This is a genomic window from Streptomyces sp. NPDC085931, from assembly GCF_044540565.1.
GTDB lineage: Bacteria > Actinomycetota > Actinomycetes > Streptomycetales > Streptomycetaceae > Streptomyces.
The window spans coordinates 185,209-200,641 of sequence record NZ_JBITSK010000016.1 but is presented as its reverse complement, the minus strand read 5'-3'; the positions used below and the strand labels follow the sequence as shown (position 1 = coordinate 200,641).

General features: G+C 71.1%; 12 protein-coding genes. 4 read left to right on the top strand and 8 right to left on the bottom strand.

What is annotated here, in order from left to right; all coding sequences use genetic code 11:
* Window positions 1–333 precede the first annotated feature (333 nt).
* The 3 genes from ACIGAN_RS29660 to thyX form a co-directional block, all read right to left on the bottom strand.
* Window positions 334–2,019, bottom strand: coding sequence for a ribonuclease J (locus ACIGAN_RS29660; RefSeq protein WP_365099410.1), 1,686 nt, complete (start codon window positions 2,017–2,019; stop codon window positions 334–336).
* A 156-nt stretch (window positions 2,020–2,175) separates the two neighbouring features.
* A complete protein-coding gene (gene dapA / locus ACIGAN_RS29655) occupies window positions 2,176–3,075 on the bottom strand; it encodes a 4-hydroxy-tetrahydrodipicolinate synthase (protein WP_399862172.1) in 900 nt (299 codons plus the stop codon).
* A gap of 212 nt (window positions 3,076–3,287) precedes the next feature.
* Window positions 3,288–4,028, bottom strand: coding sequence for an FAD-dependent thymidylate synthase (gene thyX / locus ACIGAN_RS29650; protein WP_365099412.1), 741 nt, complete (start codon window positions 4,026–4,028; stop codon window positions 3,288–3,290).
* 158 nt (window positions 4,029–4,186) lie between these two features.
* Between thyX and ACIGAN_RS29645 the strand changes: the two genes are divergently transcribed.
* Window positions 4,187–4,426, top strand: a complete 240-nt coding sequence (locus ACIGAN_RS29645) for a hypothetical protein (protein ID WP_365099413.1) — start codon at window positions 4,187–4,189, stop codon at window positions 4,424–4,426.
* Window positions 4,427–4,538: 112 nt separating this feature from the next.
* Window positions 4,539–5,093 carry a hypothetical protein gene (locus tag ACIGAN_RS29640; RefSeq protein ID WP_399862169.1) on the top strand — a complete coding sequence of 185 codons (555 nt, stop codon included), beginning with the start codon at window positions 4,539–4,541 and terminating at the stop codon, window positions 5,091–5,093.
* A gap of 74 nt (window positions 5,094–5,167) precedes the next feature.
* Here ACIGAN_RS29640 and ACIGAN_RS29635 read toward each other — a convergent pair whose 3' ends face one another.
* The 5 genes from ACIGAN_RS29635 to rpsO all read right to left on the bottom strand — a co-directional run bounded on the left by ACIGAN_RS29635 (window position 5,168) and on the right by rpsO (window position 10,668).
* Window positions 5,168–5,623, bottom strand: coding sequence for a hypothetical protein (locus ACIGAN_RS29635; RefSeq protein ID WP_365739173.1), 456 nt, complete (start codon window positions 5,621–5,623; stop codon window positions 5,168–5,170).
* Window positions 5,624–5,636: 13 nt separating this feature from the next.
* On the bottom strand, window positions 5,637–6,389 hold the full coding sequence (gene dapB / locus ACIGAN_RS29630; protein ID WP_365739175.1) for a 4-hydroxy-tetrahydrodipicolinate reductase: 753 nt from the start codon (window positions 6,387–6,389) through the stop codon (window positions 5,637–5,639).
* 28 nt (window positions 6,390–6,417) lie between these two features.
* Window positions 6,418–7,797, bottom strand: coding sequence for a M16 family metallopeptidase (locus tag ACIGAN_RS29625; RefSeq protein ID WP_399862167.1), 1,380 nt, complete (start codon window positions 7,795–7,797; stop codon window positions 6,418–6,420).
* Window positions 7,794–10,013 (bottom strand): polyribonucleotide nucleotidyltransferase, encoded by a 2,220-nt coding sequence (locus ACIGAN_RS29620; RefSeq protein WP_365739178.1) that lies wholly within the window; start codon window positions 10,011–10,013, stop codon window positions 7,794–7,796. The genes ACIGAN_RS29625 and ACIGAN_RS29620 overlap by 4 nt, the downstream gene beginning before the upstream one ends.
* Before the next feature lie 367 nt (window positions 10,014–10,380).
* A complete protein-coding gene (gene rpsO, locus ACIGAN_RS29615) occupies window positions 10,381–10,668 on the bottom strand; it encodes a 30S ribosomal protein S15 (protein WP_010042739.1) in 288 nt (95 codons plus the stop codon).
* 270 nt (window positions 10,669–10,938) lie between these two features.
* Here rpsO and ACIGAN_RS29610 point away from each other — a divergent pair, with 270 nt between their 5' ends.
* On the top strand, window positions 10,939–11,235 hold the full coding sequence (locus ACIGAN_RS29610; protein WP_365099418.1) for a DUF397 domain-containing protein: 297 nt from the start codon (window positions 10,939–10,941) through the stop codon (window positions 11,233–11,235).
* Between the two features lie 439 nt (window positions 11,236–11,674).
* Window positions 11,675–15,307, top strand: a complete 3,633-nt coding sequence (locus ACIGAN_RS29605; protein WP_399862165.1) for an SCO5717 family growth-regulating ATPase — start codon at window positions 11,675–11,677, stop codon at window positions 15,305–15,307.
* The last annotated feature ends 126 nt before the right edge of the window (window positions 15,308–15,433 follow it).

The following is a 15,433-nucleotide window of genomic DNA, read 5'->3' as shown; positions in this document are numbered from 1 at the left end:
CTCAAGGAACGGTCGCTTCCTTTGTACTCACCCTCTCGGGCTTTCCTCCGGGCGCTTCCCTTCGGTCTTGCGTTTCCGACTCTATCAGATCTTTTTTCGACCCGATTTCCTCGGTGCTTTCCAGGTTTCCGCTTTCGCGGGTTTCCTTTCCGGCGGTTCCGACTTTATCAGAAGTTCTGAGTCGGATTTCCCGCCCGGCCGGACATGTCCTCGGTGCCTGAGTTGGACCGGGTGCCCCGTCGGGAGGAGTTGTAAACCTACTGGAGCGGGGCGCCCCGATGCAAATCGAGGTGCCCCGCTCCCAGTTGGGACTGGCTCAGACCCGACGGGCCGTCAGACCTCCACCACCACGGGCAGGATCATCGGCCGGCGCCGGTACGTGTCGGAGACCCACTTGCCCAGCGTGCGGCGGATGAGCTGCTGCAGCTGGTGGGGTTCGACCACGCCGTCCTGCGCGGAGCGTTCGAGTACCTCGGTGATCCGGGGGATCACCTCGCCGAAGGCGGAGTCCTCGATGCCCGAGCCGCGCGCCTGGACGTGCGGGCCTCCGGTGATCTTCCCGGTGGACGAGTCGATGACCACGAACACCGAGATGATGCCCTCGTCGCCGAGGATCTTCCGGTCCTTCAGGGCCGGCTCGCCGACGTCACCGACCGAGAGGCCGTCGACGTAGACGTAGCCCGCCTGGACCTTGCCGGAGATCTTGGCCTTGCCCTCGATGAGGTCGACGGCGACGCCGTCCTCGGCGATGACGATGCGGTCGTGCGGAACGCCGGTCAGGGCGCCCAGTTCGGCGTTGGCGCGCAGGTGGCGCCATTCGCCGTGCACCGGCATCAGGTTCCGGGGGCGGCAGATGTTGTAGAAGTACAGCAGCTCGCCCGCGGAGGCGTGGCCGGAGACGTGGACCTTGGCGTTGCCCTTGTGGACCACGTTGGCGCCCCAGCGGGTGAGGCCGTTGATCACGCGGTAGACCGCGTTCTCGTTGCCGGGGATGAGGGACGACGCCAGGATCACCGTGTCGCCCTGGACGATGCGGATCTGGTGGTCGCGGTTGGCCATGCGGGACAGGGCCGCCATCGGTTCGCCCTGGGAGCCCGTGCAGACCAGGACCACCTCGCTGTCCGGGAGGTCGTCGAGCGTCTTGACGTCCACCACCAGGCCGGGCGGGACCTTCAGGTAGCCGAGGTCGCGGGCGATGCCCATGTTGCGGACCATGGAGCGGCCGACGAAGGCGACCCGGCGGCCGTACTCGTGCGCGGCGTCCAGGATCTGCTGGATGCGGTGCACGTGGCTGGCGAAACTCGCGACGATGATGCGCTTGCGGGCGCCGGCGAAGACCTGCCGCAGGACGTTGGAGATCTCCCGCTCGGGCGGGACGAACCCCGGGACCTCGGCGTTCGTCGAGTCCGACAGGAGGAGGTCGATGCCCTCCTCGCTCAGGCGGGCGAAGGCGTGCAGGTCCGTGAGGCGGCTGTCCAGCGGGAGCTGGTCCATCTTGAAGTCGCCGGTGTGGACCACCATGCCCGCGGGGGTGCGGATGGCCACGGCCAGCGCGTCCGGGATGGAGTGGTTGACCGCGACGAACTCGCAGTCGAAGGGGCCGATGCGCTCGCGGTGCCCCTCCACCACCTCCAGGGTGTACGGACGGATGCGGTGCTCCTGGAGCTTGGCCTCGATGAGGGCGAGGGTCAGCTTGGAGCCGATCAGCGGGATGTCCGGCTTCTCGCGCAGGAGGAAGGGGACGCCGCCGATGTGATCCTCGTGGCCGTGCGTGAGGACGATGCCCTCGATGTCGTCGAGGCGGTTCCTGATCGACGAGAAGTCCGGCAGGATCAGGTCGATTCCGGGCTGCTCCTCCTCGGGGAAGAGCACTCCGCAGTCGACGATCAGCAGGCGGCCGCCGTACTCGAAGACCGTCATGTTGCGGCCGATCTCGCCGAGACCGCCGAGGGGGGTGACCCGCAGGCCGCCTTCCGGCAGCGGCGGGGGCGCGCTGAGTTCGGGGTGCGGATGACTCAAAAGACTCTCCTCACCACGCGCGCCACGTACCGGTTGGGCACGTGGCGCGCGTGACGTTCGTGCAACAGCAGTTGTCGTTGTGGCGTGGTGCGGGCACCGGTGGCCCGCCTATTCAGTTGTGAAGCACATACGCGGACATCCGCGCGAAGTCTGATGTCAGAGCTGTACCCCGCCGGCGGCAAGATCGATCTTGAGTTGCTCGATCTCCTCCGGCGCGCACTCGACCATGGGGGCGCGCAGCGGTCCGGCGGGCAGGCCCCTCAGGGCGAGCGCCGCCTTGGTGGTCATCACGCCCTGGGTGCGGAACATGCCCGTGTAGACGGGGAGCAGCTTCTGGTGGATCTCGGTGGCCTTCTGCACGTCGCCGGAGGTGTACGCGTCGACCAGGGCGCGCAGCTCGGGGGTGACCACGTGGCCGACGACGGAGACGAAGCCGACCGCGCCGACGGAGAGCAGGGGGAGGTTCAGCATGTCGTCGCCGGAGTACCAGGCGAGGCCGGAGCGGGCGATGGCCCAGCTGGCGCGGCCGAGGTCGCCCTTGGCGTCCTTGTTGGCGACGATCCGCGGGTGCTCGGCGAGGCGGACGAGCGTCTCGGTGTTGATGGGGACGCCGCTGCGGCCGGGGATGTCGTAGAGCATGACCGGCAGGCCGGTGGCGTCGGCGACGGCCGTGAAGTGCCGGTAGAGGCCCTCCTGCGGGGGCTTGTTGTAGTACGGCGTCACGACGAGCAGGCCGTGCGCGCCGGTGCGCTCCGCCGCGCGGGCCAGTTCGATGCTGTGGTGCGTGTCGTTGGTGCCGACTCCGGCCACGACGTGGGCGCGGTCGCCGACGGCTTCCAGGACGGCCCGTACGAGATCCGCTTTCTCCGCGTCGCTGGTGGTCGGGGACTCGCCGGTGGTGCCGTTGATGATCAGGCCGTCGTTGCCTGCGTCCACCAGGTGGGCGGCGAGCCGCTGCGCGCCGTCGAGGTCGAGTGCGCCGTCCGCCGTGAAGGGCGTGACCATGGCGGTGAGGACCCGCCCGAAGGGGGTCTGCGGAGTCGAGGTCGGAGCCATGGGTTACACGCTACTCGTTGCTCAGGAGCGGGTCTGCCCTAGGGGCAGGCGACAAGTCGTGACAAAGGTGGAGCCCGGCACTGCCTGCTCGGGGGTTCAAGCAGTGCCGGACCCGTTTGATCAGGCTAGATGAACTTCTAGAAATGCCGCAATACGGACACTTCGCACGGCTGAACCGTACATCTGTGCCTGACCGCGGAAAGCGGGCTGCGCTACGGCGCCACGCGTCCGTTGGCGTTGAAGGCGGCGTAGGTGAGCGGCATGAGCCGGGCCCACTCGGCCTCCATCTTCTCGCCGACCATCTCGATCTCGCGCTGCGGGAAGGAGGGCACCTTCGCCAGCTCGTGCTGCGTGCGCAGGCCGAGGAAGTGCATCAGCGAGCGGGCGTTGCAGGTGGCGTACATCGAGGAGTAGAGGCCGACCGGGAGGACCGCGCGGGCGACCTCGCGGGCGACGCCGGCGGCGAGCATCTGCTGGTACTTCTCGTAGGCCTGGCGGTAGGAGGCCTCCATGGCCTCGCCGACCAGCCGGTGCTGCTCGGGGGTGCCCTCGACGAACTCGTACTTGCCCGGACGTCCCTGCTGGATCAGCTTCCGGGAGGTGTCCGGCACGTAGAAGACCGGCTGGAGCTCGCGGTAGCGGCCGCTCTCCTCGTTGTACGACCAGCCGACCCGGTGCCGCATGAACTCACGGAAGACGAAGATCGGGGCGCTGATGAGGAAGGTCATCGAGTTGTGCTCGAAGGGGCTGCCGTGCCGGTCCCGCATCAGGTAGTTGATCAGGCCCTTGGAGCGCTCGGGGTCCTTCTTCAGCTCGTCCAGGGACTGCTCCCCCAGGGTGGAAACCCGGGCGGCGAACAGCACGTCGGAGTCGGCCGCGCTGTGTTTCACCAGCTCAACGGTGACATCGCTGCGCAGATCGATCTTGAAGTCGTCGTCGGGGGTCTCGGTCACGGTTCGCAGGGCCTTCCCATCGCGTCTCTTGGCGACGCCACTCTACGTTCAGTGACGTGCCGCGATGAAGTTGGTGAAACCGGGCACCTGCGAGGGAGTTCGTTCGTCATGACAGATGACAGTGACCCGTTCCACCCTCGAAGGGAGACGCACCCCTGATGTCCGGTCGGCGTGAACCCGTACCGTTCGCCTTCGTCGCAGAGGCCGACAGGTTCCGCAGCAATGTCACTCCCCCACCGCGTGAGCGGCTGTCCGTCGGCCAGATGGCCGGCCGATGGCTCATGGGGCTCACCATCGTGGCGGGACTCGTGGGGTCCCTGGTCATCGGGACGCCCGCGCTGTCGCCCGACCACTCGACCGACCGGCCCCAGCAGTCGCAGGCGTCCGACAGGCGCTGAACCGCCTCCTGGCGGCCGTGACTCCATCCGGCCCCCCGCCGCTGGTGACCGGGGACACAGATCGGTAGCCTCACCGGGCACAGCCCGCGCATGGATCGAGTGAGGACCCGCCGTGCCCCTGCCCTTTCTGACGGCCGACCGCGTTTTCGAGGCGGCGGACGACGTCCCGCTCCCCTACGACGACCGTGACCGGTGGCGGCGGCCGTACCGGCCGGGGCCCTGGCGGGTGGCGGCCGCGGCGCTCGCGCTGCTGCTCGCCTCGTTCGTGCTGTTCGCGGCCGTCGTCATCGCGGCGACGGCCGAACCCGCCTCGGCCGGGCTGGTCTTCGCCCTCGCGCTGCTGGTCATCGCCGGGGCGCTGCGGCTGCTGCGGGTGGGCGTGTGGGTGAGCGCGCGCGGTCTGCGCCAGGTGGCCTTCTTCACGACGCGTACGGCGCCCTGGGAGCAGGTGGTCTCCGTGCGCACGGTGCAGCAGCCGGTGCGCTGGCTGGGGCTGCCCCGGACGGTGCAGGGGCAGGCGCTGCTGCTGGAGCGGCAGGGGCGTGCGGCGGGGGACGTGCCACCGCTGATGTCCACGCACAACCTGGACTTCCTGGGGCGCACGGAGGCCTTCGACCGGGCGGCCGACTCGGTGGAGGCCTGGGCCGAGGAGTACCGCCCGCACTGACCTTCCTCCTGGCGTGCGCAGGGGGCCGGACCGTCCGATGCGGTCCGGCCCCCTGCGCATGCGCGGACCGGTGTTCAGGCCGTCTCGGGCCGTCTGCCGTCGTGCAGGGCGATGGCGCGCTGCATCGCCTTGCGGGCGCGCGGGGTGTCCCGGGCGTCGTGGTAGGCCACGGCGAGGCGGAACCAGGTGCGCCAGTCGTCCGGGGCGGCCTCCGTCTCGGCCTTGCGCCGGGCGAACACCTCGTCGGCCGAGTCCCGGTCGATGCGCCCGCTGGGGGTGCGCTTCAACTCGTCGACGGGCAGGCCGCCCTCGGCGTCGAGCTCGGCGGCGAGGGCGTTGGCCCTGCGGACGAACTGGGTGTTCTTCCACAGGAACCACAGACCGATGGCCGGCAGGATCAGCACCGCCACGCCGAAGGTGACGGTGAGGGGCGTGCCGGTCTCGATGAGCAGGACGCCGCGGCTGCCGACCAGGACGAAGTAGACGACCAGGACGGCGGCCGTGAGGGCGTAGGTGAGCTTCGCGCGCATGACGGTCAGGGGCTCAGTTCAGGTCCAGGAAGTGTTCCAGGCCGAAGGTCAGGCCAGGGGTGCTCACCACACGGCGGGCGCCGAGCAGGATGCCCGGCATGAAGCTGCTGTGGTGGAGCGAGTCGTGCCGGACGGTGAGGGTCTCGCCCTCGCCGCCGAGCAGGACCTCCTGGTGGGCGAGGAGCCCGCGCAGCCGGACCGCGTGGACGGGGACGCCGTCGACGTCGGCGCCGCGGGCACCGTCGAGCGCGGTGGCCGTGGCGTCGGGGGCCGGGGCGGTGCCGGCGGCGCGGCGGGCCTCGGCGATGAGCTGCGCGGTGCGCGTGGCGGTGCCGGAGGGGGCGTCCACCTTGTTCGGGTGGTGCAGTTCGACGACCTCGACGGACTCGAAGTAGGGGGCCGCGAGCTGCGCGAACTTCATGGTGAGGACGGCCCCGATGGAGAAGTTCGGCGCGATGAGCACGCCCGTCTCCGGGGACTTCGCCAGCCAGCCGTTCAGCTGCGCGAGGCGCTCCTCGGTCCAGCCCGTGGTGCCGACGACCGCGTGGATGCCGTGGCCGACGCAGAAGTCGAGGTTGGCCATGACCGAGTCGGGCGTGGTCAGCTCGACCGCGACCTGGGCGCCGGCTTCGGTCAGTGCCTCCAGCTCGTCGCCCCGGCCCAGGGCGGCGACCAGCTCCATGTCCTCGGCGGCCTCGACGGCCCGGACGGCTTCGGAGCCGATCCGGCCCTTGGCGCCGAGGACCGCCACGCGCAGCTTGCTCATCTCTTGTGCTTCCTTCACCAGGGGTTGGTCAGGCGACGGCGTCGTGCAGGCGGGCCGCCTGTTTGTCCTTCAGCGGGCCGATGACCGACAGGGAGGGCTTGCGTCCCAGGATCTCCCCGGCGACCGCCCGGACGTCGTCCGGGGTGACCGACGCTATCCGGGACAGCATGTCGTCGACGGACATCTGCTCGCCCCAGCACAGCTCGCTCTTGCCGATACGGTTCATCAGCGCGCCCGTGTCCTCCAGGCCGAGGACCGTGGAGCCCTGGAGCTGGCCGACGGCCCGGGCGAGTTCCTCGTCGGTGAGGCCGTGCTCGGCGACGTGGTCGAGTTCGTCGCGGCAGATCTTGAGCACGTCGTGCACCTGGGAGGGCCGGCAGCCGGCGTAGACGCCGAAGAGGCCGCAGTCGGCGAAGCCGGAGGTGTACGAGTACACGCTGTAGGCCAGGCCGCGCTTCTCCCGGACCTCCTGGAAGAGGCGGGAGGACATGCCGCCGCCGAGCGCGGTGTTGAGCACGCCCAGCGCCCAGCGGCGTTCGTCGGTGCGGGACAGGCCCGGCATGCCGAGCACGACATGGGCCTGCTCGGTCTTGCGGTCGACCAGCTCGACGCGGCCGGCGGTGCGCAGGGCCCGGGTGCCGCCGCGCGGGGCGACGGGCTCGGCGGTGAGGTCCTTGAAGGCGCCGGCCTTCTCGAAGGCGGCGCGGACCTGCCGGACGACCTTGGCGTGGTCGATGTTGCCGGCGCAGGCGACGACCAGGTGGGTCGGGTCGTAGTGCTTCTTGTAGAAGCGGCGGATGCGGTCGGCGGTGAGGGCGTTGACCGTGTCGACCGTGCCGAGGACCGGGCGGCCGAGGGGGTTGTCGCCGAACATCGTGTGCGCGAACAGGTCGTGCACGCAGTCGCCCGGGTCGTCCTCGGTCATGGCGATCTCTTCGAGGATGGCGCCGCGCTCGACGTCGACGTCCTCCTCGAGGATGAGCGAGCCGGTCAGCATGTCGCAGACCACGTCGATGGCGAGCGGCAGGTCGCTGTCGAGCACGCGTGCGTAGTAGCACGTGTACTCCTTCGCCGTGAACGCGTTCATCTCGCCGCCGACCGCGTCGATGGCGGAGGAGATGTCCAGGGCGGACCTGCGGTTCGTGCCCTTGAAGAGCAGGTGCTCCAGGTAGTGGGTGGCGCCGTTCAGTGCCGGGGTCTCGTCGCGGGAGCCGACGTGGGCCCAGATGCCGAAGGTCGCGGAGCGGACCGAGGGCAGGGTCTCGGTGACGATGCGCAGGCCGCCCGGGAGGGTGGTCTTGCGGACCGTGCCGATGCCGTTCTCGCCCTTGATGAGGGTTTGGGTACGGGCGACGGCCCGCGCCTCCGAGGAGGTGCGGGCCGTCGCCTTCGAGCCACGGGACGTCACTGGTCGGCGTCGTCCTTCTTCTCGTCCGAGCCGTCCTCGCCCTCGATCACGGGGATCAGGGAGAGCTTGCCGCGGGAGTCGATCTCGGCGATCTCGACCTGGACCTTGGCGCCCACGCCGAGGACGTCCTCGACGTTCTCCACGCGCTTGCCGCCGGCCAGCTTGCGGATCTGCGAGATGTGCAGCAGACCGTCCTTGCCGGGGAGCAGGGAGACGAAGGCACCGAAGGTGGTCGTCTTCACGACCGTGCCCAGGTAGCGCTCGCCGACCTCGGGCATCGTCGGGTTGGCGATGCCGTTGATCGTGGCGCGGGCGGCCTCGGCGGCGGGGCCGTCGGCGGCACCGATGTAGATCGTGCCGTCGTCCTCGATCGTGATCTCGGCGCCCGTGTCCTCCTGGATCTGGTTGATCATCTTGCCCTTGGGGCCGATGACCTCGCCGATCTTGTCCACGGGGATCTTGACGGTGATGATCCGCGGGGCGTTCGGGGACATCTCGTCCGGGGTGTCGATCGCTTCCATCATCACGTCGAGGATGTGGAGGCGGGCGTCGCGGGCCTGCTTCAGGGCCGCGCCCAGGACGGAGGCGGGGATGCCGTCCAGCTTGGTGTCGAGCTGGAGGGCGGTGACGAACTCCTTGGTGCCGGCGACCTTGAAGTCCATGTCGCCGAAGGCGTCCTCCGCACCGAGGATGTCGGTGAGGGTCACGTAGTGCGTCTCGCCCTCGATCTCCTGGGAGATCAGGCCCATGGCGATGCCGGCGACCGGGGCCTTGAGGGGCACACCGGCGTTGAGCAGCGACATCGTGGAGGCGCAGACCGAGCCCATGGACGTCGATCCGTTCGAGCTGAGCGCCTCGGAGACCTGGCGGATCGCGTAGGGGAATTCCTCGCGGGTCGGCAGGACCGGGATCAGGGCGCGCTCGGCGAGGGCGCCGTGGCCGATCTCGCGGCGCTTCGGGGAGCCGACGCGGCCGGTCTCGCCGGTGGAGTACGGCGGGAAGTTGTAGTTGTGCATGTAGCGCTTGCGCGTCACCGGCGACAGCGTGTCCAGCTGCTGCTCCATGCGGAGCATGTTCAGCGTGGTGACACCGAGGATCTGGGTCTCGCCACGCTCGAACACGGCGGAGCCGTGGACGCGCGGGATGGCCTCGACCTCGGCGGCCAGGGTGCGGATGTCCGTCAGGCCGCGGCCGTCGATCCGCTTCTTCTCCTTGATCACGCGCTCGCGGACCAGCTGCTTGGTGAGCGCGCGGTACGCGGCGGAGATCTCCTTCTCGCGGCCCTCGAACTCCGGCAGGAGCTTCTCGGCGGCGAGCTGCTTGACGCGGTCCAGCTCGGCCTCGCGCTCCTGCTTGGCGGCGATGGTGAGCGCCTGGGCGAGCTCGGGCTTGACGGCGGCCGTCAGCGCCTCCAGGACGTCGTCCTGGTAGTCGAGGAAGATCGGGAACTCGGCGGTCGGCTTGGCGGCCTTCGACGCGAGGTCGGCCTGGGCCTTGCAGAGCACCTTGATGAAGGGCTTCGCGGCCTCGAGACCGGCGGCGACGACCTCCTCGGTCGGGGCCTCGGCGCCGCCCTTGACCAGCTGGATCGTCTTCTCGGTGGCCTCGGCCTCGACCATCATGATCGCGACGTCGCCGTCCTCCAGGGTGCGGCCCGCGACGACCATGTCGAAGACGGCGTCCTCGAGCTCGGTGTGCGTCGGGAAGGCGACCCACTGGCCGTTGATCAGCGCGACGCGGACGCCGCCGATCGGGCCGGAGAAGGGCAGGCCGGCCAGCTGCGTGGACGCGGAGGCGGCGTTGATCGCCACGACGTCGTACAGGTGGTCGGGGTTGAGCGCCATGATCGTGGCGACGACCTGGATCTCGTTGCGCAGGCCCTTCTTGAAGGACGGGCGCAGCGGGCGGTCGATCAGGCGGCAGGTGAGGATGGCGTCCTCGGAGGGGCGGCCCTCGCGGCGGAAGAAGCTGCCGGGGATCTTGCCGGCGGCGTACATCCGCTCCTCGACGTCCACCGTGAGCGGGAAGAAGTCGAGCTGGTCCTTGGGGTTCTTGGACGCGGTGGTGGCCGACAGCACCATGGTGTCGTCGTCCAGGTACGCCACGGCGGAGCCGGCGGCCTGCTTGGCCAGGCGGCCCGTCTCGAAGCGGATGGTGCGGGTGCCGAAGGCGCCGTTGTCGATGACGGCCTCGGCGTAGTGGGTCTCGTTCTCCACTAGCGATCTCTCCGTTTGCTTGTCGTCTTTCGTCCCTCGTCTGCCCGTGTGGCAGGGGGACATTCCGGAGATGCGCGCCGTGCTGTGCGGGCCGGTCTTCGATCGAAGCACCCGGGGCTTTCTTCCCCGGGGGCCACTACCGAGGACCGGCGGCGGCGTGGTGCGCCTCTCCTCGTCTTGTCGTGCGTCGTGCGTCGTGCTGTGTCGTGCGTCGTGCTCGTCGTGCTGTGTCGCGCACTGTTCGTGCTGTGTCGTGCGCTGTGCTACCACACTACAAAGGGGTGGTGACACTCCGCACGTACAGTTGCGCGCGTACAGCAAAGGGAGCGGCCCCGATTCTGCCGGGAACCGCTCCCTTCACGGCGTCTTACTTGGCGCCCGCCGCACCGCGGCGGATGCCGAGGCGGTCGACCAGCGCACGGAAGCGCTGGATGTCCTTCTTCGCCAGGTACTGGAGAAGGCGGCGGCGCTGACCCACGAGGATCAGCAGGCCACGACGGGAGTGGTGGTCGTGCTTGTGGGTCTTGAGGTGCTCGGTCAGGTCGGAGATCCGACGGGACAGCAGAGCGACCTGGACCTCGGGGGAGCCGGTGTCGCCCTCCTTGGTACCGAACTCGGACATGATCTGCTTCTTCGTAGCGGCGTCGAGCGACACGCGTACTCCTCATTGGTCTGCGATGGCCACCGAGTGCCCCCGGTCTGCTTCTCGGGGGATCTTCCGTGACTCGGAAGGCGGGGATCCGCTGGGCGCGGCCTCCAGAACGGCTGGTTCCGGGGGTGCGTACACAAACGGCCGTCGACCAGAGTACCAGGTGGTCGGGGGCCTTTTTGCCCTGGTCCCGGAAGCGCCCCGGCCGGGGCGGAGGGGGCCACTAGGGTGGGCGGGCTCGGGATCGTTCGTACGTCGGGAAGGGGTCGCTGCGGCATGGCGGAGACGGCTGAGGAGATCAAGGCACGCAAGGAGCGGGAGCGGGACGAGCTCTACGCCCTCGACATCTCCGGTGTGGAGTGGCACTGCGCGCCGGGCACCGAGGAGCACGAGGAGCGGGTCGAGATCGCGTACCTGCCCGAGGGGGCCGTCGCGATGCGGTCCTCGCTCGACCCGGACACGGTGCTGCGGTACACGGAGGCGGAGTGGCGGGCCTTCGTGCTGGGAGCGCGGGACGGGGAGTTCGACCTGGAGCCGCGGCAGCGCGACGCGGGGTCCGCGGCCGGGCAGTAGCGCGGAACCGCACGACGAGGGGCGAGCCGGTGGACGGCCGCCCCTCGTCGCGTTGTGCGCGACGGTGACGGCGTCTTGGGCGAGGACGTTCGGGTTCTTCACGTTTGTCGTCCCTTTTCGTTCCTCAACGTGTGTGCTGTGTACGTCACTTCGGGGCACCTTCCGGGCAGGTTGTGACGCGGCGGACGGATGCTCGGGGGTGGACGGGCCTGCCGGGGCGGGGCTTGTGGTGATTAGGCTGGGACGGGGCGCTGCGCCGGAAACCGTGGAGCGGGCGCCGGTGCCCCAGGGGGAACACGGGGGAGTTTGTGGATCGGACTGCCTCGGACGACCTCGGTACGCCTCATACGACTTCGCACGGCTTCGCACGACGTCGGACGACAAGCAAGGGTCGCCCCAGCACGGCATGAGGGTGCTCGACCACACCAGGAGGAACACTGTGAGCAGCGATCGGGACGGGATCCGCGGGGGCTGGGCGACACCCGGCGATGACCAGCCCGACGCGGAGTCCGCGGCAGAGGTGACGGGCGAGTTCACCATCGACTACGCGCCGCCCGCCTGGTACACGCAGAACGCCTCGGGGAGTTCGGGGACGAACTCCGGGACGCCGTCCGGGGAGTCGAGTGCGTCGGGGGCCGCCGGTGGGGGTGCCGGTGCCGGTGCTGCTTCGGGTGCCGGTGCTGGTGCCGGTGTGCCGAAGGGGCCAGTTCCGCCGCTGCCCGGGCTGACTCCGCCGCCGCATGCGAATCCCTCCGGGGGTTACGCGTATCCGCCTGTTCCCTCTGCCGGGGCGCCGGCCTCCGGGGGGCCGTCGCACTCCCCCGGTCCGGGGCCGGCTCCGGCTCCCGGGGTGCCCTTCACACCGCCTGCGCCTCCGTCCGCCCCCGGCGCCCCGTTCACTCCTCCGGCGCCCGCTCCGGGTGCGCCCTTCACGCCTCCCGCGCCGTCTGCCGGGGGGCCGTCCGGCGTTCCCCGGCTTCCGGTGGGGTTCGAGCCGCAGGGGGCGCGGTCCGACTCGTCCGACGGACGGGCCGAGGAGCCCGCTGCCGATCCCGGCTCTCCTACGGCTGTGCCGCAGATCCCGGTCGGCGGCTATCAGGCGCAGGGGACGCCGCCCGTTCCGCCGCAGACGCCTCCGGCTGCTCCGGTCGCCCCGGTCGCTCCGGCCTCCGATGACGCCGAGTCCGCCGAGTCCACCGGGTCCGCCGAATCGGGCGAGTCCGTCGAGTCGGGCGAGTCCGTCGAGTCGGGCGGCGGTGACCTGGAGAGTGGTGCCACCATGCGCTTCTCGGCCGTCGCGCTGAAGCGGGAGATCGCGGAGCGCGCCGCCGCCGAGTCGTCGTCCGACCCGGCGGACACCGTGGGCGCTTCCGGTGCGGATGACCGCGTGGACAACGCCGACTCCGGTGAAGCCGGCTCGGAGGACGCGGAGCCGTCGGTGACCGCCCCGGTGGACGGCACCGCGGACGAGGACGCCCCGGGGGCGGAGAGCGACGAGTCGGCGTCCGCGGACGCCGAGCCTCAAGACGCCGTTCCGGAGGACGCCGTTCTGGAGGACGCCGTTCCGGAGGAGACGGTGACCGCGGACGCGGTGCCGGTCGACGCCGTTCCGGGAGATGCCGTTCCGGGAGATACCGTTCCCGAAGACGCCGTCCCCGAAGACGCCGTTCCTGCGGATGCCGCACAGGCTGACGCCGCGCCCGAGGAGCCCGTTCCGGCGGACGCCGTTCCCGGAGACGCCGTTCCGGCAGGCGCCGGTGCCACGGAAAGTGGTGCGGATGACGCCGAGCCGGCCGATGCCGTGCCCACGGAGGTGTCTCCGGCCGACGCGCAGGACGCCGAGCCCTCCGGCTCCGGTGACACCGAGCCTTCGGATGCCGTGCCCGCTCCCGACGCCGACGGCGAGGACGGTGACGAGGACAGCGCGCCGCAGGACGCCGCCGGGGCGTGGACTCCCCCGGTCCCGCAGGGCGTGCCGCCGCTGCCGCCGTCGTACCAGCCGGCCGCTCCGGCACCGGCGAGCGAGTGGCCGGCCCAACCTCAGCAGCAGCCGCAACAGCAGCCGCAGGGTCAGCCCTCGGTCTCCCACCCCCAGCCCCAGCCCCGACCTGCCGTGGCCGAGGGGCAGGCGCCGGTGCCGCCCCAGCCGTCGGTGCCGGCCCAGCAGCCGCCGTTCCAGCCGCAGGCGCCGCAGCCCGCGCCCGCCGCCTGGAACCAGCCGGGCACGCCCGCACCGCCGAGCCAGCCGCCCGCGCAGCCCGGCGCGTACGGCTTCCCGCACCCGGGCGCCCCCGCCCCGGCCACCCCGCACGCCCAGGGTGGCTACGGCTTCCCGCACCCCGGCGCTCCGGCCCCGGCCCCGCAGGCCGCCTACGGCTTCCCGCACCCGGGCACCCCCACCAACCCGCAGCCGCAACCACAGGCCCAGGCCCAACAGCCTCACGCCCAACCGCAGCCTCAGGCCCAGCCGCAACCGCAGCCCGGCACGCCCCCGGTCCAGCAGCCGGACACCCCGTCCGGCCCCACCCCCAACGCCGACGGTGGCTACGGCTTCCCCCAGCCCGCCGTGCCCCCGCAGGCCCAGCCCCCGCACCCCGGTGCCCAGCAGCCGCCGGTTCAGCCCGGGCAGGGCGGGCAGCCCGGTCAGCCCCAGCCGCCCGTCGACCCCCGCACCGGTGCCGCCTGGCCGCAGCCGATCCGGCACGATCAGCGGCAGCCCACCAACCCCGGGGCCGCGCCGCTCGGTTACACCGCCGCCGTGGAGCTGTCCTCCGACCGGCTGCTCAACAGCAAGAAGCAGAAGGCGAAGAGCAGCCGTCCGGCCACCGGCGGCGGGCGGTTCAAGATCGGGGGCAAGAAGGAGGAGGCCGAGCGGCAGCGCAAGCTGGAGCTGATCCGTACGCCCGTGCTGTCCTGCTACCGGATCGCGGTGATCAGCCTCAAGGGCGGTGTCGGCAAGACGACGACCACCACCGCGCTCGGCTCCACGCTCGCCACCGAGCGGCAGGACAAGATCCTCGCGATCGACGCCAACCCGGACGCGGGCACCCTCGGACGCCGTGTGCGGCGGGAGACCGGGGCGACCATCCGCGACCTCGTCCAGGCGATCCCGTACCTCAACTCGTACATGGACATCCGGCGGTTCACGTCCCAGGCGCCGTCCGGGCTGGAGATCATCGCCAACGACGTCGACCCGGCCGTGTCCACGACGTTCAACGACGAGGACTACCGGCGGGCGATCGACGTGCTGGGCAAGCAGTACCCGATCATCCTGACCGACTCCGGTACCGGTCTGCTCTACAGCGCCATGCGCGGCGTCCTCGACCTCGCGGACCAGCTCATCATCATCTCGACGCCGTCCGTGGACGGGGCGAGCAGCGCGAGCACCACGCTGGACTGGCTGTCGGCGCACGGGTACGCCGACCTCGTCTCGCGCTCCCTCACCGTCATCTCCGGAGTGCGCGAGACCGGCAAGATGATCAAGGTCGAGGACATCGTGGCGCACTTCGAGACGCGCTGCCGGGGCGTCGTCGTCGTGCCGTTCGACGAGCACCTCGCCGCCGGTGCGGAGGTCGACCTCGACATGATGCGGCCGAAGGTGCGGGAGGCGTACTTCAACCTCGCTGCGCTGGTCGCCGAGGACTTCGTCCGTCACCAGCAGTCGCACGGGCTGTGGACGTCCGACGGCAACCCGCCGCCGGTCGCCGCCCCGCCGCTGCCGGGCCAGCACGTCCCCGGCCAGCCCCCGTACCCCGGCCAGCACGCGCCCGGCCAGCCCCCGTACCGGGGACAGCAGCAGCCGGGCCCGGGCCCTTACCCGCACCAGCCCCAGCCCCAGCCCCAGCCGTACCAGCAGCCCGGGCAGCCCTACCCCCAGCCGGGGCAGCAGCCGTACCCGCAGGCCGCGGGTCAGCCGCCCTACCCGCAGCCGGGGCAGCCCGGTCAGCCCCCGGCCGTCCCGCCGCAGCCCGGCTACGGCTACCCGCAGCCGGGACAGCCCGCTCACCCCGGGGAGCCCGGGCAGCCCGACCCGCAGGGGCAGACCCCGCCGCCCCCGCCCCCGACGCAGTAATCGCCTCACCCGATCGGCCCCTTTCGAGGGGCCGGTCCCGTCTCCGGCCCGCGCCGCTCGCACTCGGCGCGGGCCGTCGCGCGTTTCGGCGCCGGTGCGGGCCAAATCCGTTGTCAGGCCCTGGCC

Bases quoted from the DNA above. Each gene is read 5' to 3' on its own strand.
- dapA (WP_399862172.1), bottom strand. From the start codon at position 3,075: ATGGCTCCGACCTCGACTCCGCAGACCCCCTTCGGGCGGGTCCTCACC.
- ACIGAN_RS29645 (WP_365099413.1), top strand. From the start codon at position 4,187: ATGTCCGGTCGGCGTGAACCCGTACCGTTCGCCTTCGTCGCAGAGGCC.
- ACIGAN_RS29635 (WP_365739173.1), bottom strand. From the start codon at position 5,623: ATGCGCGCGAAGCTCACCTACGCCCTCACGGCCGCCGTCCTGGTCGTC.
- dapB (WP_365739175.1), bottom strand. From the start codon at position 6,389: ATGAGCAAGCTGCGCGTGGCGGTCCTCGGCGCCAAGGGCCGGATCGGC.
- ACIGAN_RS29610 (WP_365099418.1), top strand. From the start codon at position 10,939: ATGGCGGAGACGGCTGAGGAGATCAAGGCACGCAAGGAGCGGGAGCGG.